General features: G+C 72.0%; 16 protein-coding genes and 1 pseudogene. 5 read left to right on the forward strand and 12 right to left on the reverse strand.

Features of this window, described 5'->3' with window-relative positions:
• The first annotated feature begins 45 nt into the window (after positions 1–45).
• Both ABZ079_RS19320 and ABZ079_RS19325 read left to right on the forward strand, forming a co-directional pair.
• Complete coding sequence (locus ABZ079_RS19320; protein ID WP_078493144.1) at positions 46–102, forward strand: trp operon leader peptide; 57 nt, start codon at positions 46–48, stop codon at positions 100–102.
• A 96-nt stretch (positions 103–198) separates the two neighbouring features.
• Positions 199–2,052: pseudogene (locus tag ABZ079_RS19325) on the forward strand (anthranilate synthase family protein); the annotation flags it as partial.
• A gap of 81 nt (positions 2,053–2,133) precedes the next feature.
• Here ABZ079_RS19325 and ABZ079_RS19330 read toward each other — a convergent pair.
• The 4 genes from ABZ079_RS19330 to ABZ079_RS19345 form a co-directional block, all read right to left on the reverse strand.
• Positions 2,134–3,162, reverse strand: coding sequence for a 6-phosphofructokinase (locus ABZ079_RS19330; RefSeq protein WP_356940679.1), 1,029 nt, complete (start codon positions 3,160–3,162; stop codon positions 2,134–2,136).
• Between the two features lie 111 nt (positions 3,163–3,273).
• On the reverse strand, positions 3,274–3,954 hold the full coding sequence (locus tag ABZ079_RS19335; RefSeq protein ID WP_356940630.1) for a response regulator transcription factor: 681 nt from the start codon (positions 3,952–3,954) through the stop codon (positions 3,274–3,276).
• Positions 3,951–5,186: a DUF5931 domain-containing protein gene (locus tag ABZ079_RS19340; RefSeq protein ID WP_356940631.1), complete on the reverse strand. Its 1,236-nt coding sequence runs from the start codon at positions 5,184–5,186 to the stop codon at positions 3,951–3,953. The genes ABZ079_RS19335 and ABZ079_RS19340 overlap by 4 nt, the downstream gene beginning before the upstream one ends.
• A gap of 26 nt (positions 5,187–5,212) precedes the next feature.
• Positions 5,213–5,956 (reverse strand): lysophospholipid acyltransferase family protein, encoded by a 744-nt coding sequence (locus ABZ079_RS19345; protein ID WP_356940680.1) that lies wholly within the window; start codon positions 5,954–5,956, stop codon positions 5,213–5,215.
• 206 nt (positions 5,957–6,162) lie between these two features.
• Between ABZ079_RS19345 and ABZ079_RS19350 the strand changes: the two genes are divergently transcribed.
• Together ABZ079_RS19350 and ABZ079_RS19355 are read left to right on the forward strand one after the other, a co-directional pair.
• Complete coding sequence (locus ABZ079_RS19350; RefSeq protein ID WP_356940632.1) at positions 6,163–6,942, forward strand: alpha/beta fold hydrolase; 780 nt, start codon at positions 6,163–6,165, stop codon at positions 6,940–6,942.
• Positions 6,935–7,501, forward strand: a complete 567-nt coding sequence (locus ABZ079_RS19355) for a hypothetical protein (RefSeq protein ID WP_356940633.1) — start codon at positions 6,935–6,937, stop codon at positions 7,499–7,501. Before ABZ079_RS19350 ends, ABZ079_RS19355 begins: the two co-directional genes overlap by 8 nt.
• Positions 7,502–8,094: 593 nt before the next feature.
• Here the strand turns inward: ABZ079_RS19355 and ABZ079_RS19360 are convergent.
• The 6 genes from ABZ079_RS19360 to ABZ079_RS19385 all read right to left on the reverse strand — a co-directional run bounded on the left by ABZ079_RS19360 (position 8,095) and on the right by ABZ079_RS19385 (position 13,183).
• Complete coding sequence (locus tag ABZ079_RS19360) at positions 8,095–8,847, reverse strand: endonuclease/exonuclease/phosphatase family protein (protein WP_356940634.1); 753 nt, start codon at positions 8,845–8,847, stop codon at positions 8,095–8,097.
• Between the two features lie 127 nt (positions 8,848–8,974).
• Positions 8,975–9,928 (reverse strand): ROK family glucokinase, encoded by a 954-nt coding sequence (locus ABZ079_RS19365; RefSeq protein WP_356940635.1) that lies wholly within the window; start codon positions 9,926–9,928, stop codon positions 8,975–8,977.
• A gap of 67 nt (positions 9,929–9,995) precedes the next feature.
• A complete protein-coding gene (locus ABZ079_RS19370) occupies positions 9,996–10,484 on the reverse strand; it encodes a DUF5304 domain-containing protein (RefSeq protein WP_356940636.1) in 489 nt (162 codons plus the stop codon).
• A gap of 56 nt (positions 10,485–10,540) precedes the next feature.
• Positions 10,541–11,716: an ArsA-related P-loop ATPase gene (locus ABZ079_RS19375; RefSeq protein ID WP_356940637.1), complete on the reverse strand. Its 1,176-nt coding sequence runs from the start codon at positions 11,714–11,716 to the stop codon at positions 10,541–10,543.
• A gap of 104 nt (positions 11,717–11,820) precedes the next feature.
• Complete coding sequence (locus tag ABZ079_RS19380; protein ID WP_356940638.1) at positions 11,821–12,264, reverse strand: SRPBCC family protein; 444 nt, start codon at positions 12,262–12,264, stop codon at positions 11,821–11,823.
• A gap of 121 nt (positions 12,265–12,385) precedes the next feature.
• Positions 12,386–13,183 (reverse strand): metallophosphoesterase, encoded by a 798-nt coding sequence (locus tag ABZ079_RS19385; protein WP_356940639.1) that lies wholly within the window; start codon positions 13,181–13,183, stop codon positions 12,386–12,388.
• Positions 13,184–13,479: 296 nt separating this feature from the next.
• Here ABZ079_RS19385 and ABZ079_RS19390 point away from each other — a divergent pair, with 296 nt between their 5' ends.
• Positions 13,480–15,276, forward strand: coding sequence for an AMP-dependent synthetase/ligase (locus tag ABZ079_RS19390; protein WP_356940640.1), 1,797 nt, complete (start codon positions 13,480–13,482; stop codon positions 15,274–15,276).
• 18 nt (positions 15,277–15,294) lie between these two features.
• Here ABZ079_RS19390 and ABZ079_RS19395 read toward each other — a convergent pair whose 3' ends face one another.
• Both ABZ079_RS19395 and ABZ079_RS19400 read right to left on the reverse strand, forming a co-directional pair.
• On the reverse strand, positions 15,295–16,881 hold the full coding sequence (locus ABZ079_RS19395; RefSeq protein WP_356940681.1) for a GMC oxidoreductase: 1,587 nt from the start codon (positions 16,879–16,881) through the stop codon (positions 15,295–15,297).
• Positions 16,882–17,056: 175 nt separating this feature from the next.
• Positions 17,057–18,199, reverse strand: coding sequence for a glycosyltransferase family 4 protein (locus ABZ079_RS19400; RefSeq protein WP_356940641.1), 1,143 nt, complete (start codon positions 18,197–18,199; stop codon positions 17,057–17,059).
• Positions 18,200–18,244: the final 45 nt, after the last annotated feature.

Here is an 18,244-nt window from a genome sequence, read left to right on the forward strand (position 1 = left end):
CAGACGGAGATCGTAACCTCGGCGGCATGGGGTAAGGTGCCGGACATGTTCGCGCATTCGACCCGCACCTGGTGGTGGACCGCTCATCCGGCGGCCCACTGACTGCGCGTACCCACGACTTCGCGAAGGCCGCCCGAGGGGCGGCCTTCGGCGTTTTCCGGCCCGGTCCGTTCCTCCCATTGAGAAGGAAACGGACCCATGCATCCGCGTGACCTGCTCGACGATCCCCGCCCGTTCGCCCTGCTGCACCGCCGCACCCCCGGCCACGCCCCTGACCTGGTCGAGCTGCTGATCGGCCCCGTCACGGAGTACGAGCGGCTCGCCGACCTGCCCGACGAGTGCCTCGCCCTCGTCCCGTTCCGCCAGATCCGTGAGCGCGGCTTCGACGTCCGCGACGACGGCACGCCCCTTGCGGTGCTGGTCCCCGAGGAGTCGCGCACGCTGCCCCTCCAGGACGCCCTCGCTCAGCTGCCCGGGCACGAGGTGCGGGTCGAGGGCGGCGGCTTCGACGTCGGCGACGAGGAGTACGGCGAGATCGTCGGGCGGGTCCTGCGCGAGGAGATCGGCCGCGGTGAGGGCGCGAACTTCGTGATCCGGCGGACGTACGAGGGCGGGATCCCGGGGTTCTCCCGCGCCGACGCCCTCGCCCTGTTCCGGCGGCTGCTGGAGGGCGAGCGGGGCGCGTACTGGACGTTCGTCGTGCACACCGGGGACCGGACGCTGGTCGGGGCCAGTCCCGAGGTGCACGTGCGGATGTCCGGCGGGACCGTCGTGATGAACCCGATCAGCGGGACGTACCGCTATCCGGCCGGCGGGCCGACGCCGGAGCACCTGCTGGACTTCCTCGCCGACGGCAAGGAGGTCGAGGAGCTGTCGATGGTCGTCGACGAGGAGCTCAAGATGATGTGCACCGTCGGCGACATGGGCGGGGTGGTCGTCGGTCCCCGGCTGAAGGAGATGGCGCACCTCGCGCACACCGAGTACGAGCTGCGCGGGAAGTCCTCGCTGGACGTGCGGGAGGTGCTGAAGGAGACCATGTTCGCGGCGACCGTCACCGGCTCGCCGGTGCAGAACGCGTGCCGGGTGATCGAGCGGTACGAGCCCCTCGGGCGGGACGGTGCGGGGCGCGGCTACTACGCGGGCGCGCTGGCGCTGCTCGGCCGGGACTCCGGCGGCGCCCAGACCCTGGACTCCCCCATCCTTATCCGCACCGCCGACATCTCCCGCGACGGCCGACTGCGGGTTCCGGTCGGCGCGACGCTCGTGCGCGGCTCGGACCCGGCGGGCGAGGTGGCGGAGACGCACGCGAAGGCGGCGGGGGTGCTCGCTGCTCTCGGCGTACGTCCGGGAAGGCCCCGTGCGGAGGCCGTACGGCCCCGGCTGGCCGATGATCCCCGGGTGCGGGCCGCACTGGACGGGCGCCGCTCGTCGCTCGCGCCGTTCTGGCTGCGGATGCAGGAGCGGTCGGCGGCCCTCGACGGGCACGCGCTCGTGGTCGACGGCGAGGACACCTTCACGGCGATGCTGGCGCATGTGCTGCGCTCCGCGGGGCTCGAGGTGACCGTCCGGCGGTACGACGAGCCGGGGCTGCGGAAGGCCGTGCTCGCGCACGGGGGGCCGGTCGTGCTCGGACCCGGCCCGGGGAACCCCTCGGACCTCGCCGCCCCGAAGATGCGCGTGCTGCGGGAGCTGGCCGCCGAGGTGCTCCGGGAGCACACGCACGGCGTGCTCGGGGTCTGCCTGGGTCATGAGCTGCTCGCGGCCGAACTGGGGCTGGAGATCGTGCGGAAGGAGGTGCCGTACCAGGGGGCGCAGACCACGATCGACCTGTTCGGGAGGCCGGAGACCGTCGGCTTCTACAACAGCTTCGTGGCCCGCTGTGACGAGGTGGCCGCCCGGGAGCTGGCCGCACAGGGGGTGGAGGTGAGCCGGTCGGAGAACGGAGAGGTGCACGCGGTACGGGGTCCCGGGTTCGCCGGGGTGCAGTTCCACCCGGAGTCGGTGCTGACCCTGAACGGGGCCTCGGTGGTGCGGGAGCTGATCGGCCGGCTTGCGCGGGGCGAGCAGGCCGAGCTGAGGGAGGGTCCCGGCGGGCTGTGGCCGCCAGGCCCCTGCCTCGCCCCGAACGGGCCGTCAGCCGAAGAACACCCCCACCTCCTCGTACAACTTCGGGTCCACCGTCTTCAGTCTGGCCGTGGCCTCGGCGATCGGGACGCGGATGATGTCGGTGCCGCGCAGGGCGACCATCGTGCCGAAGTCGCCCTCGCGGACGGCCTCGATGGCGTGCAGGCCGAAGCGGGTGGCCAGCCAGCGGTCGAAGGCGCTGGGGGTGCCGCCGCGCTGGATGTGCCCGAGGACCGTGGTGCGGGCCTCCTTGCCGGTGCGCTTCTCGATCTCCTTGGCCAGCCACTCGCCGACCCCGGAGAGGCGGACGTGCCCGAAGGAGTCCGTCGACTCGTCCTTGAGGACCATCTCGCCGTCCTTCGGCATGGCGCCCTCGGCGACGACGACGATCGGGGCGTACGACGCCTTGAAGCGGGAGGTGATCCAGGCGCACACCTGGTCGAGGTCGAAGCGCTGTTCGGGAATGAGGATGACGTTGGCGCCGCCGGCGAGGCCCGAGTGGAGGGCGATCCATCCGGCGTGGCGGCCCATCACCTCGCAGACGAGGACCCGCATATGGGACTCGGCCGTGGTGTGCAGGCGGTCGATGGCCTCGGTGGCGATGTTGACGGCCGTGTCGAAGCCGAAGGTGTAGTCGGTGGCGGACAGGTCGTTGTCGATGGTCTTCGGTACGGCTACGCAGGGCACGCCGTACTCGTCGGACAGGCGCGCGGCGACACCCAGGGTGTCCTCGCCGCCGATCGCGATGAGGGCCTCGACCTCCTGCTTGGCCAGGTTCTCCTTGATGCGGCGGATGCCGTTCTCCACCTTGAGGGGGTTGGTCCGCGAGGAGCCGAGGATGGTGCCGCCGCGGGGCAGGATGCCGCGCACCGCGGGGATGTCGAGGGAGACCGTGTCGTTCTCGAGTGGACCCCGCCAGCCGTCCCGGAAGCCGACGAAGTCATAGCCGTACTCCTGCACGCCTTTGCGCACGATGCCCCGGATGACGGCGTTGAGCCCGGGGCAGTCGCCGCCTCCGGTCAGTACTCCGACCCGCATGGAAGTGTCCCTTCACCGCACTTGCCTGACGCCCAGTCACGCTAGTGGTGATTCGCGTCACATCGGGAGAGGCGGGAAGGGTGATTCCGGTGCGTTACCGGAATGCCCGCTCTATTCGTCGTCGAGTCCGCGTTCTATCGCGTACCGGACCAACTCGACCCTGTTGTGCAACTGGAGCTTGCCGAGGGTGTTCTGGACGTGGTTCTGGACGGTGCGGTGGGAGATGACGAGGCGCTCGGCGATCTGCTTGTAGCTCAGGCCCTTGGCGACCAGCCGCAGCACCTCCGTCTCCCGGTCGGTCAGCCGGGGCGCCCCGGGTTCGTCGGTGTCGGGGGCGGGCGCGGGCTCGGAGGCCAGACGGCGGTACTCACCGAGCACCAGCCCGGCGAGGCCCGGCGTGAACACCGGGTCGCCGACGGCGGTACGGCGCACCGCGTCCAGCAGTTCCTCGGTGGAGGCCGACTTCAGCAGATAGCCGGTCGCGCCCGACTTGACCGCCTCCAGGACGTCGGCGTGCTCGCCGCTGGCCGAGAGGACCAGCACGCGCAACACCGGGTTGTGGGCGACCAGTTCCTTGCAGACCTGGACGCCGGGCTTGGCGGGCAGGTTGAGGTCCAGCACGAGGACGTCGGGAGCGGCGGCCTTGGCACGGCGGACCGCCTGCTCGCCGTCGCCGGCGGTGGCGACCACCTCGAAGCCGGACTCGGCCAGGTCCCGGGCGACCGCGTCGCGCCACATGGGGTGGTCGTCGACCACCATGACCCTGATCGGGTCCTGCTGCTGCTGTGTCATCGGTGCTCCGCCTTCTTCCCCCGCGCCCGTTCGGCGCCCTTCGGTACCTTCAGTTCGACTTCCGTGCCCTGCCCGGGGACGGAGATCAGCTCGGCGCTGCCGCCGAGGTCCCGCAGCCGCCCGCGGATCGACTGGGCCACCCCGAGCCGGCCCTCGCCCTCGGCCTGGGCGAGCCGCCCCTCGGGGATGCCGGGACCCTCGTCCCGGACGGTCACGACGATCTCGTCCGGCTCGTCCTCGACCAGGATCCAGGCCCGGACCTCCTCACCGGCGTGCTTACGGACGTTGTCCAGGGCGGCTCCGACCGCGGCGGCCACCTCCCGGGCCGCGGCAGGCGGCAACGGCACCGGGGCGCCGGGCTCGGCGAGGCTGACCCGGGCGCACGCGTAGGGGGCGAGCAGGGAGCGCAGATCGACCGGGCCGGCCGGTTCGTCCTCGTACGGCTCCTCGACGGCACGTACGACGGCTCCGGCGGCCACGTCCTCCGACACCCGGGACACCGGCACCAGGCCGCCGGAGACCAGGGTGCGCAGCGCCACCTCCTGCTCCCCGGCCAGCCGGCCCAGCTCGGCCGCCTCGCCGCCGAGGGCCGCGCCCCGGCGCTTCACCATGGCCAGGACCTGCAGCACGCTGTCGTGGATGTCGCGGGCCAGCCGCTCCCGCTCCCGGGTCGCGGCCTCGATCTCCAGGGCGCGGGCGAGGGTGCGCTCGGAGGCGCGGGCCACCTCCACGACGTAGCCGATGGCGATGGAGGCCACCCAGACGAGGATCACGTTGTGCACGGTGTCCCGGGCGGGGTGACCGCGCTCGACCAGATTGGCGGCGGCCACGGCCGTGGAGGCGACGGCCGCCCAGCGCCAGCCTCCCTTGATGGCGAAGGCCAGCACCGAACCGGCGGTCCATATCGTCGGCAGGGTGGGGCCGCCGCCCACGATCCGCTCGTGGTTGTCGGCGAGCGGGGTGAGCAGGATGCCGGTGACGGCGACGGTCAGGTCGGCGGCCAGGAAGCCCTTGGTGCAGGCGGCCTCGCCGGCCACCCTGGGCAGGGTGGCGAGGGTCCACAGGACCAGGACGGCGTAGTAGGCGACGGCCAGCCAGGGACGTACGAAGTGGGAGTACGCGCTGGCGCACAGGCCGATGGCGTACAGCATGGTCAGCACGCGGTAGCCGGTCAGCGCACGCCACAGCGGCAACTCGACCGACATCCTCATGACGCGCTCGCGCTTGGGCATGTCCCCCCCGGCCCCCGGTTCCCCCGCTACGCCTCTGCCTTCTCCCCTTCCGCCTTCTCCCCTTCCGCCTTCTTCTTCTCCGCCTCCTTGGCCGCCTTCGCCGCCTCCGCGATCTGCCGCTTGGCGGCAGTCGCGTACATGTCGACGTACTCCTGGCCGGAGAGCTTCATGATCTCGTACATGACCTCGTCGGTCAGGGCGCGCAGCACGAAGCGGTCGTGCTCCATGCCGTGGTAACGGCTGAAGTCCATGGGCTTGCCGATACGGATGCCGGGCCGCATCAGCTTGGGCACGACCTTGCCGGGCGGCTGGATCTTCTCCGTGTCGATCATGGCGACCGGGATGACCGGCGCGCCGGTGGCGAGCGCCACGCGCGCGAGGCCGCCGGGCTTGCCCCGATACAGCCGGCCGTCGGGCGAGCGGGTGCCCTCGGGGTAGATGCCGAACAGCTCGCCGCGTCGCAGCACCTCTATGCCGCTCTTGATCGCCGCCTCGCCGGCGCCGCGCGCCCCGGAGCGGTCCACCGGGAGCTGGCCGACGCCCTTGAAGAAGGCGGCGGTCAGACGGCCCTTCACGCCGGGGGTGGTGAAGTACTCGGCCTTCGCGATGAACGTGACCTTGCGGTCCAGGACGGCCGGCAGGAAGAACGAGTCCGAGAAGGACAGATGGTTGCTGGCCAGGATGGCGGGGCCCTCGGGCGGAATGTTCTCCAGGCCTTCCACCCAGGGTCTGAAGGCGACCTTCAGCGGCCCGCCGATGGCGACCTTCATCGTGCCGTACAACACCCGTGTGCCTCCTGTTTCCGTCGAACAGACCTTAACCCGGAGGACCGTCAAAGGGCCCGACGACCCTGGTCGGTGTCAGTGCGGTCGCGTACGGTGAAGCACATCCGCGCGTTACTTCCCGCCTCTGCCGGTCACCGGACGAGTTCTGCCGGTCACCGGAGGGGGCCTCCCAGGAACAGGAGAGTCGAAAGGTGCCGGTTCTTCCCGGAGCCGAGCCGTACCGCCAGGAGGGCGGGGAGGTGGGCGTCCTCCTCTGTCACGGCTTCACCGGCTCGCCCCAGTCGCTGCGCCCCTGGGCGGAGCACCACGCGGCCCATGGCCTGACCGTCTCACTGCCGCTGCTGCCCGGCCACGGCACCCGCTGGGAGGACATGCAGGTCACGGGCTGGCAGGACTGGTACGCGGAGGTGGACCGCGAGCTGCGTCTGCTCTCCGAGCGCTGTTCCCGGGTGTTCGTCGCGGGCCTGTCGATGGGCGGGGCACTGGCGCTGCGCCTGGCCGCGCGGCACGGCGAGCGGGTCACGGGCGTGGTGGTCGTCAACCCGGCGAACAAGGTGCACGGCCTGTCGGCGTACGCCCTTCCGGTGGCCCGGCATCTCGTACGGACGACGAAGGGCATCGCCAGCGACATCGCGAAGGAGGGCGCGGCGGAGCTGGGGTACGACCGGGTGCCGCTGCACGCGGCGCACTCGCTGCGGGTGTTCCTGCGCCGGCTGGACGGCGAGCTGCCCCAGGTCACCCAGCCGTTGCTGCTGCTGCGCAGCGCCCAGGACCATGTCGTCCCGGCGGCGGACTCGGCCCGGGTGCTGAGCCGGGTGTCGTCCACGGACGTGACGGAGCACGTGCTGGAACACAGCTACCACGTGGCGACGTTGGACGAGGACGCGGACCGGATCTTCGAGGAGAGCCTCGCCTTCATCGGCCGGCTCGCACCCAGTGTCGGCAGGGAAGGGACGGCCGCAGTTGGCTGAGCACGACTCCGACCGCGAGAACCGCGAGGAGCGCGACGACGAGCAGGGGGTGCCCTTCGACGAGGACGCCGTCTGGCGGGCCATCATCGCCGGGTACGGCGAGGAACCGCCGGACCCGCCGGGCTCCAGGCCCTTCAAGTCGGTGGAGGATCTCGCGCTGATCGAGAAGGACGCGGAGAGCGACCGCGACGACTCCGCCGAAGCGCAGCCAGTCCGCCCGCTGGGCAGCTCGGTCTCGTTCGCGCCCGGCGTCGGTCCGCGCGACCACACGGCGCCGGAGCCGTCCGACGACGACTTCGGCGAGGACGACGAGGGCCATTTCGTACCGCCCGAGCCGCCCCCGCTGCCGGCCGCCGACACGACCGCCAAGTTCGCCTGGCTGGGTGTCGTGGGCGGCCCGGTCCTGCTGCTCCTCGCGGTGCTGCTGGGCTGGGACATGACCTGGTGGCTGACGACCCTCGGCATCGGCGGCTTCCTCGGCGGCTTCGCGACGCTGGTGATGCGGATGCGGACGGACGACGACGAGGACGGCGATCCCGGGCGGGGGGCCGTGGTCTGAGGGGACGGCGCGCCGGAGGGCTCCCGCCCGGACTTCGCAACAAGTGCCGGGCGGGTGACCTGTCGTGAGCCCTTGCCGCGCGACACGCTCACCCCGGGACAGATCGTCCGGTCCGCCGTGCTATTCCTGGACGACGAGGGCCTCCGGGGCCTGACATGCGCAGCCTGGGCAAGCCGCTCGGCCCGCCCCGACCGCCGTCTGCCGGCACGTCAAGGCTGGTGCAGGCCGTCGGCTCCCGCCTCCTCCACGGCTCCACGGCACCGGCAGTGGCTCGCTACGGCGACCACCACCTCGGGGCCGTCGAAGCCGCCGGCTTCACGCCAGAGGGCGGACCACACCGCCGGCGCCGTGTTCCCCCAGGTCCTCGGCAACGCGCTCGGCGCATCCGCCGTCGCCTCCCGCACCCGCGAGGCGCGGCGGGCCGGCGACGACAGTGAGGAGCGGTCGGAGGGAATGCGTAGGCGGCCGGGGCCGCGGCACCACCGGACGATCAGAGGAGCGGTGCTGCCGCGGCACGACTGCCCGCGGCCGCGCGCGCGCCGGAGGGGCGCGGGACCCTGCGCGACCCGCCACGAGCTGGTCAAGTCACGCGGTCAGGCCGCCGGGACTCTGAGCGCGGCCAGCACCGGGAGGTGGTCCGTGGCCGCGGTCAGGTCGGCCCGGGTGACGCCGGGCTGGTCCAGCGGGACGCCACAGCCCAGCACTTCGATGCCCTCGGTGGCGAAGATCGCGTCGATGCGCTGGTGGGGGTCGGCGGGGGTGGAGGTGAACTCGCCGCCCCAGGGGGCGGCGGCGCGGCAGTCCTGGAGGTGCGCGGCGAGGTGGCGGAAGGTGCGGCCGTCGGGGCGCTCGTTGAGGTCGCCGCCCGCGACCGCGTGCTCCACGCCCAGTCCGGCGAGGCGGTCGAGGAGCATGCCGCCCTGGTCGTGGCGCTCGTCCTTCTGCAGGCTCAGATGACAGCTGAGCACACCCACCCTGGTCCCGCCGAAGCGGACCACTGCCGTGGCGAAGCCCCGCCTGTGGAGTCCGGGGGTGAGGGGGAGCAGTACGTCCTCCGTTCGCTCGACGGTGGCCCGGAGCGTGCAGAGGATCGCGGGACCCGCGGCGGTGGCTCCGCCCGTGAGGATGACCTGGCCGGAGGCCGCGGCGAGCCGGGCCAGTTTCTTGCGCCAGCGGAAGAAGCGGGGGGCTTCCTGGACGAGGACCAGGTCGGGGGCGCAGGCGGTGATCACTCTGGCGAGGGCGTCGGTGTCGTCGCGCATCGAGCGGACGTTGTAGCTCAGGACCCTGATGACCGCGGAACCGTCTGTTTCCGTGCGGGAGTTGGGGAGCAGGGGGGTTGCCATGCCGTCAATCTACGCCGCGGGGCAGTGGGCGCTCGCCCCATGGCTCGGGGCGCGAGGTGTCGTGTGCGACTGCCGGTTGGTCATGGCCTGTCGCGCAGTTCCCCGCGCCCTTCACAGCTGAGCCTTCTTACATGATCGGATCGGGCTCGCGGGCCAGGTCGGCCGCGCCCACCATGCCCGCCTTGTTGCCGAGCTGGGCCGCGATCACATCGGCGACCGGGCGCCAGTTGCCGCCGACCAGCCAGCGCTTGTACGACTTGCGGATCGGGTCGAGGACCAGGTCGCCCTCGTCGGAGAGGCCGCCGCCGACGATGAACGCGGACGGGTCGAAGAGGGAGGCGAGGTCGGCGAGGCCCGCGCCGGCCCAGCGGGCGAGCTCGCGGTAGGAGTCGACGGCCACCGGGCAGCCCTGGCGGGCGGCCATGGAGATGTGCTTGCCCTCGATGCCGTCGGGGGTGCCGTCACCGAGCGACAGCAGAACCTCGGCGCGCTCCGGGGTGGCGTTGGCTCTCTGCTTGGCGTACCGGACCAGGGCGCGGCCGGAGGCGTACTGCTCCCAGCAGCCCTGCGAACCGCAGCCGCACAGCAGGCCGTCCGGCACCATCCGGATGTGGCCGAACTCGGCGGCCACGCCGAAGTGGCCGCGGCGCAGCTTGTTGCCGATGATGATGCCGCCGCCGAGACCGGTGCCGAGCGTGATGCAGATGACGTTGCGATGGCCCTTGCCCGCGCCGAACTTGTACTCGCCCCAGGCGGCCGCGTTGGCGTCGTTCTCGACCACGACCGGGAGGCCGGTGCGCGCCTCGACCTTCTCCTTGAGCGGCTCGTTGCGCCAGTCGATGTTGGGCGCGAAGTACACCGTGGAGCGCTGCCGGTTGACGTAACCGGCCGCACCGATACCCACGCCGACGATCTCGTGCCCGGCGCGCGCACCCTCCACCGCCGAGGCGATGGCGTCCACGATGGCCTCGGGCGTGGTGGGGGTCGGCACCTTGAAGGTCGAGAGGATGTTGCCGTCCTCGTCGACCACGCCGGCCGCGATCTTCGTGCCGCCGATGTCGACGCCGATGGTGAGTCCCATGAATCCCTCAGTTTCGGTCGAGCCCCGCTACGGCCAACCGTACCCGAGGCCCTGCCGCGGGAGGGCTTCAGTCCAGGTCGATGCGTTCCCCTGGGCCGGTGCCCTCGCCCCGGTCGGGACGGTCGGGCACGTCGTCCTTCAGGTCGGCCGCGCCGGTGGTCCAGCGGCGCTCCTGGGCCTGGACGGCGGAGCGGTACGCGGCCAGCAGCTCGGTGCCGGCCGCGGCGAGGTGGTCGAACACCTCCGGGTTGCGCTCTATGACGGGCTCCACGGCGGCCTTCGCCTGCTGGACGGCCTGCCGCACCACCTGCTGGGCGGCGGGTCCGGCGAGGGCTCCGAGGAGCGGTGACTGGAGGCCGGACAGCTTGTCGGCCACCGTGTCCACGAGCTTCTTCAGTTCCTCGGCGGCCGAGCCCGGCGGCGTACCGTACTCGGCGTGGCGGCGGGCCTTCTCGGCGGCGAGGTCCTCGGCGCAGGCCGTGGCCCAGGCGTCGGCGTCGGTCGCCCGCGCCTGCTCCTCCTCGTAAGGGCCGGATGCGGGACGCTCTTCGCTCATGGCGGACTCCTGACTACGGTTCGCCCTTACGACGTTACCCGAACGGGGTAGCGCGTTCACCGTCCGCCGGTGGGCCACAGACCGGGATCGGGGGCGAACCGGATGCGCAGCTCGCCCTCGCGGAGGCCGGCTCCGGCTACGGTGCAGCGGCGCAGGGCGGACGGAAGGGGAACGATCCGGCGGAAGGCGCCCGCGGCGATCAGCAGTTCGTCGCCGCGCCGGATCAGGTCCAGCTCGTGCCGTATCGCTCCGGGCAGCGGGATGTGCCAGACCAGCACGCCGTCCTCGGCGATCCGGTCGGCGACGGGCCACTCGACCGGGACGGGCGCCGGGTTGACGACCGGCACGGCGAGGGCGCCGAGGTCGTCGGCACCGTGCGGGTCGCGGCCGAGGTGGGGGACGGTGTGGACGGCGTACGGCTGCTCCTGCCACTCGGCGAGGGCCTTGCCCTGCTGGGCGAGGAGTCCGGCCGGCCAGATGTCGCCGGCGTCGTCGGGCAGCACGCGGTTGGCGATCAGGGCCTCGGTGCGCAGGCCGCGCAGGGCCAGGCCGAGGGTGGCGGTGCGGACGGCGTCGGCGCCGGCCGGTCCGGGTTCGGCGACCAGCCGTACCGCGGTCGTCCGGTCGGTGAGGACGGCCTCGACGGCGGCCAGCTCGACGTCCCAGCGGGCTGCCGTCTCGTACAGCCAGTCGGCGGGCATGGGGACGCCGGCCAGCCGGCCGAGGAGCGGGCGCAGGGCGCGGGCCGCCTGCCGCTCGGGCGGGAGCAGGCGGCGCAGATAGCGGCGCAGCTCCTCGGGAAGGGCGAGCAGGGCGAGGGTCTGCGGGAGGGCCGGGAGGTCGACGACGAGGAGGTCGTAGCGCTCGGAGAGGGCCGCGTCCCGGAGCGCGCGCAGGAAGGACAGTTCCTCGGCACCGGGCAGCGGGGTGACCTCCTCGGCGTCCAGGCGGGCGGCGCCGAGGAGGTCGAGGAGGTTCGTGGCGCGGGTCTGGAAGGCGGTGAGGTCCTGCCGGAAGCGGTCGACGGCGTCGGGCCTCCACACCGTGAGAAGCGGGGCGGCTTCGATCGGGGCCGGCCCTGTCGCGGCGCCCAGCGCCACGCCCGGGGTGTCCGTGCGGTCCGCGCTCAGCAGCAGCGTCCGGGTGCCGTCGGCTGCGGCGCGCAGTGCGGTCGCGGCGGCGATCGTGGTACGACCGCTGCCGCCGGGGCCCGTGATCAGGATGGTGCGCATGAGGGTGACCGTAACGGACTGCGAGGCACAAGGCGCTGGACCGTCGCCCGGCGCCGCCGGCCGTGCCCACCCTCCTCCCCGGCGGTGGGCGGCAGCGACGGGGCCTACTGCTCCTTCGCTTCCACCCTCTTCTTCAGGCCCGCCAGGGCGCGGTCGATGATGACCTTCTCCGCCTTGCGCTTGATCATGCCGAGCATGGGGATCTTGACGTCCACCGTGAGCTGGTAGGTGACCTCGGTGGCGCCCGCGTCGGCCGGCTTCAGCAGGTAGGAGCCGTCCAGGGCGCGGAGCATCTGGGACTTGACCAGGGTCCAGGAGACCTCGTGGTCGCCGGCCCACGTGTAGGCCAGGGTCTGGTCGTCCTTGATGGCGCCGGCGTCCATGACGAGGCGGACCTGCTCGGCGCGGCCCAGGGCGTCGGTCGCGAGGACCTCCGCCTCCTTCACCTCGCCGGTCCAGTCGGGGTAGCGCGCGAAGTCGGCGATCACCGCCATGACGTCGGCCGGAGCGGCCTCGATCGTGATGCTCGAACTGGTGTGTTCCGCCATCGCCGTGGCTCCTCCAGATGCGGGCCGTATGGAGAGATAGGTGTGCGCCGGGCTGCGCACGTGTGTGCAGCGTGAAGGCTACCGCGCCGCCGACCTGCCGCCTTCACCCCAGGTCCGGCGGTCACCATTCGAGCGCCCAGGGCTTTCCGGTCCCGGCGAAGTGGCCCACGTTGACGCACTCGGTGGCGCCGATCCGCATGCGGCGCACCAGCGGCTGGTGGACGTGCCCGAACAGTGAATAGCGCGGCTTGGTGCGGCGGATCGCGTCCAGCAACGCCCGGCTGCCCCGCTCGAAGCGGCGGGCGACGGTGTCATAGACCAGTTCGGGCACCTCCGGCGGGATGTGCGTGCAGAGCACGTCGACCTCGCCGACCGCCTCGATCTTCGCCGCGTATTCCTCGTCGCCGATCTCGTACGGCGTCCGCATCGGGGTGCGCAGGCCGCCGCCGACGAAGCCGAAGGTCCGGCCGCCGATCTCCACCCGCTGGCCGTCGAGGACGGTGATGCCGGGCCGGGCGTACTCCTGCCACAGGGGCGGCATGTCAACGTTGCCGTAGGTGGCGTACGTCGGGGTGGGGAACGCGGCGAACAGCTCGGCGTACTGCTTGCGCACCGCGTTCTCGATGGCCGCGGCCCGGTCGGCGCCGATGCCGGCCCACAGCCGCGCGCCGAACTCGCGGGCCTCCGTGAAGCGGCGGGCGGTGCGCAGCTCGACGATGCGGTCGGCGTTCTCCTTGCCGAACAGGTCCGGGAAGATCCCGCGCGAGTGGTCGGCGTAGTCGAGGAAGAGCACGAGGTCGCCCAGGCAGATCAGGGCGTCGGCGCCCTCCGCGGCCCGGGCCAGGTCCCGGGCGTTGCCGTGCACGTCGCTGACCACGTGGACGCGCGTCCTTCGGTTGCCGGAGGGTGTGGATGCCATGGCGATCAAGCGTAGGCGTGTGCGGTCCGCGTGAACAGTGTCGGTCCGGCCTGCGGTTACTCGCCGGTCGGTTCAGCCGTGGACTACTGTGCGCGAAGGAACGCCAACCCGTGTGACGCAGCGAACATCTCGCCTGGAACCCCTGTCGTAGACGCCATACCGGCGGGTAACGTCCGGGCAGTCCAGTCGTGCTCAGGATTTCAACATGTGAATTCCCGAGCACTTGCCCGAGCCTTGGACCGCACCGTCGCATCACACAGTGTCGTGGCGCCGGCGCCCTATGAGGAGCAGCAGTCTTGCGCGAGTTCAGCCTTCCGGCTTTGTACGAGGTCCCTGCGGACGGCAATCTGACCGACATCGTCCGCAGAAACGCCGCGCAGCATCCCGACGTCGCCGTCATCGCCCGCAAGGTGGGCGGTGTCTGGCAGGACGTGACGGCCCGGGAGTTCCTGGCCGAGGTGCGCACCGCCGCCAAGGGGCTCATCGCCGCCGGGGTGCAGCCGGGCGACCGGGTGGGCCTGATGTCCCGCACCCGCTACGAGTGGACGCTGCTGGACTTCGCGATCTGGAGCGCGGGCGCCGTCACCGTGCCGGTGTACGAGACCAGCTCGCCGGAGCAGGTGCAGTGGATCCTGTCCGACTCGGGCGCGACCGCGTGCATCGTGGAGCTGGCGGGCCATACGGCCGCCGTGGAGGCGGTGCGGGACTCGCTGCCCACGCTGAAGAACGTCTGGCAGATCGAGGCCGGCGGTGTGGAGGAACTGGGGCGCCTCGGGCAGGACGTGTCGGACGAGACGGTCGAGGAGCGCAGCTCGCTCGCCAAGGCCGACGACCCGGCGACCATCGTGTACACGAGCGGTACCACCGGACGCCCCAAGGGCTGCGTCCTCACCCACCGCAGCTTCTTCGCCGAGTGCGGGAACGTCGTGGAGCGGCTGCGCCCGCTGTTCCGCACCGGTGAGTGCTCGGTCCTGCTCTTCCTGCCGCTCGCCCATGTCTTCGGGCGGCTGGTGCAGGTCGCGCCGATGATGGCGCCGATCAAGCTGGGCTGTGTCCCGGACATCAAGAACCTCACGGACGAGCTGGCCGCGTTCCGGCCGACGCTGATCCTCGGTGTCCCGCGCGTCTTCGAGAAGGTCTACAACTCGGCGCGGGCGAAGGCGCAGGCGGACGGCAAGGGCGCGATCTTCGACAAGGCGGCGGACGCGGCGATCGCCTACAGCAAGGCGCTGGACAGCCCCTCGGGTCCGTCGTTCGGCCTGAAGATCAAGCACAGGGTCTTCGACAAGCTGGTCTACAGCAAGCTGCGCGCGGTCCTCGGCGGCCGGGGCGAGTACGCCATCTCCGGCGGTGCCCCGCTGGGCGAGCGGCTCGGCCACTTCTTCCGGGGCATCGGCTTCACCGTCCTGGAGGGGTACGGCCTGACCGAGTCCTGTGCGGCGACCGCCTTCAACCCGTGGGACCGGCAGAAGATCGGCACGGTCGGCCAGCCGCTGCCCGGCTCGGTGGTGCGGATCGCGGACGACGGCGAGGTGCTGCTGCACGGCGAGCACCTGTTCAAGGAGTACTGGAACAACCCGGGCGCGACCGCGGAGGCGCTGGCGGACGGCTGGTTCCACACCGGTGACATCGGCACCCTCGACGAGGACGGTTACCTGAGGATCACCGGCCGCAAGAAGGAGATCATCGTCACGGCGGGCGGCAAGAACGTGGCGCCGGCCGTGATCGAGGACCGGATCCGGGCGCACGCGCTGGTCGGGGAGTGCATGGTGGTGGGCGACGGGCGGCCGTTCGTGGGCGCGCTGGTCACCATCGACGAGGAGTTCCTGGGCCGGTGGGCCGCGGAGCACGGCAAGCCGGCGGGCTCCACCGCGGCGTCGCTGCACGAGGACCCGGATCTCATCGCTGCGATCCAGGCGGCGGTCGACGACGGCAACGCCGCGGTGTCGAAGGCGGAATCGGTGCGGAAGTTCCGCATTCTGTCCTCCCAGTTCACGGAGGAGTCGGGCCACCTCACCCCGTCGCTGAAGCTGAAGCGCAACGTGGTGGCGAAGGACTACGCGGCCGAGATCGAGGCGCTCTACGCGAAGTAGCAGCCCTTTGTCGCACTGTCATGGCGCGGTGTCCTCGGCGAGGACCCGCGCCATCGTGCGTTCGGCGAGCGCGGTGATGGTGACGAACGGGTTGACGCCGATCGAGCCGGGCACCAGCGAGCCGTCGGTGACGTAGAGCCGTGAATAGCCCTTCACCCGGCCGTAGCCGTCCGTGGCCTTCCCCAGCACGCAGCCGCCCAGCGGGTGGTAGGTGAAGTCGTCCGCGAAGACCTTGCTGCCGGAGCCGAAGAGGTCGTACCGGTAGATGGTGGCGTTGGCCGCGTTGATCCGGTCGAACAGCTTCTTGGCCATGCGCACCGACACCGCGCTCTGTGCGGCCGTCCAGCCGAGCCTCACCGCGCCGGCGGCGGAGTCGTACGAGAAGGACGCGCGTTCGGGGTTCTTGGTGATCGCCAGGTAGAGGCTGATCCAGTGCTCGAAGCCCATGGGCAGCGGGGCGATCTCGGCGAAGACCGGGTTGTCGGCGTTGGCCCAGTCGTCGATGCCCATCACGGGCATGGTGGCCTGGTCGGCGCCGACGGTGTCCCAGATGTGGTTGGCGCGGCCGAGCATGGTGTTGCCGTTGGGGCCCCAGCCGGCGCCCACGCCGGCGCTCAGGTTCGGCAGGGTGCCGGTGTCCCGGGCGCGGACGAGGAGTTCGCTCGTGCCGAGGCTGCCGCCGCCGAGGAACAGGTACGTGCAGCCGTAGCTGCTGGTTCCCACGACTCTGCCGGTGCTGTCGATCCGGTCCGCGGTCAGCACGTACGACCCGTCGCTCACCCGGCCGATCGACGTCACCTTCTCCAGGGTGTGGATGGTGACGTTGCCGGTGCCGAGGGCGGCGGCGAGGTAGGTCTTGTCGAGGCTGCGCTTGCCCTGGTTGTTGCCGTAGATGACCTCGCCGGCGAGCGCGGACCTCGTGGCGGTGCCGGCGGCCTCGCGCTGCATGTAGCCGAAGTCGTAGACGTTCGGCACGAAGGTGGTCCTCAGACCGGCGTTGGCGGCGGCCTTCCGGGAGGTCCGGGTGAACCGGTACCACTCGGTGGACTCGAACCACGCCGGATCGATGGTGTTGACGCCGAGCATGGCGCGGGCGCGAGGGAAGTACGTGCCGTACATCTCGTCGGCGTCGACGGTCGGGAACTGCTCGGCGAAGTAGGACTTCAGCGGGGTGACCGCCATTCCGCCGTTGACGAGCGAGCCGCCGCCGACGCCTCGGCCGACGTAGACCGACATGGCGTCGTAGTGCACGCGGTCCAGGACCCCGGGGTAGGGGTTGACGGCCTTGTTGACCACGTCCAGCCAGAGGAAGGTGGCGAGCGGGGCCTCGGTGCGGGTGCGGAACCACATGGACCGCTGGTCGGGGGCGCTGGTGGAACAGAACACCTTGCCGTCGGCGCCGGCGGTGTTCCAGAGCCGCCCCATCTCCAGCACGAGGGTACGGATGCCCGCCTGGCCGAGGCGGAGGGCGGCGACGGCACCGCCGTAGCCCGAACCGACCACGATCGCCGGGGCGGATTCGGCCGCCGCGGGCTCGGCCGCGCGGGCCGACTCGAGTCCGATACGGGTGAAGCCGAGGGTGGCCGCGGCCTGGAGCGCGGCCATACCGAGTATGTGACGTCTTGTCAGCTGACGCTGCATCAGTTTTGCTGTCATGTGCGGAGCATGGGCGGATTTTCCGGTTCCGGCTAGGGGCAGCGGCCCGAACGGGCGCGGGAACTGCGCGACCGGCCATGACGAAACCTGCAGCCGCCGGCGATCCGCCCCGGACGGCGCCGTCCTACAGCAGCGTTTTCAGCTTCTCCGCCAGTAGGTCCCAGCGCCACTTCTCCTCGACCCACTGTCTGCCCCGCTCGCCCATGCGGCGGCGCAGTCCGGGGTCGCCCAGGAGAGCCACGATCCGGTCGGCGGCCTCACCGGGGGAGCCCCCTCGCACCACCCAGCCGGTCTCCCCGTCCAGCACCGCGTCCGGTGCGCCGCCGGAGTCACCGGCGACGACCGGCAGGCCCGTGGCGGACGCCTCCAGGTAGACGATGCCGAGGCCCTCGACGTCCAGGCCGCCGCGCCGGGTGCGGCACGGCATCGCGAAGACGTCCCCGGCGCCGTAGTGCGCGGGCAGCTCGGACCAGGGCACGGCACCGGTGAAGCGGACCGAGGACTCGACGCCCGTCTCGCGGGCCAGCCGGCGCAGGTCCCGCTCGTAGGGGCCGCCGCCCACGACGAGCAGCACGGTGTCCGGCTCGGCGGCGAGGATGCGGGGCATGGCCTGGATGAGGGTGTCCTGGCCCTTGCGCGGAACCAGCCGGGAGACGCAGACCACGACCGGCCGGTCGGTGAGGCCGAGCCGCGCCCGGACCTCGTCGCCACCGGAACCGGGGTGGAAGGTCTTCTCGTCGACACCCGGCGGCAGCTGCACCATCCGCCGGGCCGCCGCCGGGGTGAGCGCGGTCGCTATCCGGGAGCGGGTGTACTCGCCGAGGTAGGTGATCGTGTCGGTGGACTCCCCGATCCGGCGCAGCAGCTGCCGGGCGGCGGGCAGCTGGGCCCAGCCGGCCTCGTGCCCGTGGGTGGTGGCCACCAGCCGCTCGGCGCCGGCCTTGCGGAGCGCGGGCGCCATCAGGCCGAGCGGCGCGGCCGCCCCGAACCACACCGAGGTGCACCCGTGCTCCCGCAGCAGCCCGACCGCCCGGCGGGTCGCCTGCGGGGTGGGCAGCAGCATGGTCGTGCGGTCGCGTACGACGGTGAAGGGCTGCTCGGCGTCGAAAGCGGCCGTGGCCTCGGCGCCCTCCCTGCCACGCTTCCAGGTGGAGGCGTAGACGACCAGCCGGTCGGGGTCCAGGCGGAGGGCCATGTTGTGCAGGAAGGCCTGGATGCCGCCCGGCCGGGGCGGGAAGTCGTTGGTGACGATCAGGGTCTGGTGCATCGCCGCCGACCCTACCGAATGCGCCCTCTGCGGCCGGGTGCGGCC

The sequence above is a fragment of the Streptomyces sp. NPDC006314 genome, assembly GCF_040613075.1.
In the GTDB taxonomy this organism is placed as follows: Bacteria; Actinomycetota; Actinomycetes; order Streptomycetales; family Streptomycetaceae; genus Streptomyces.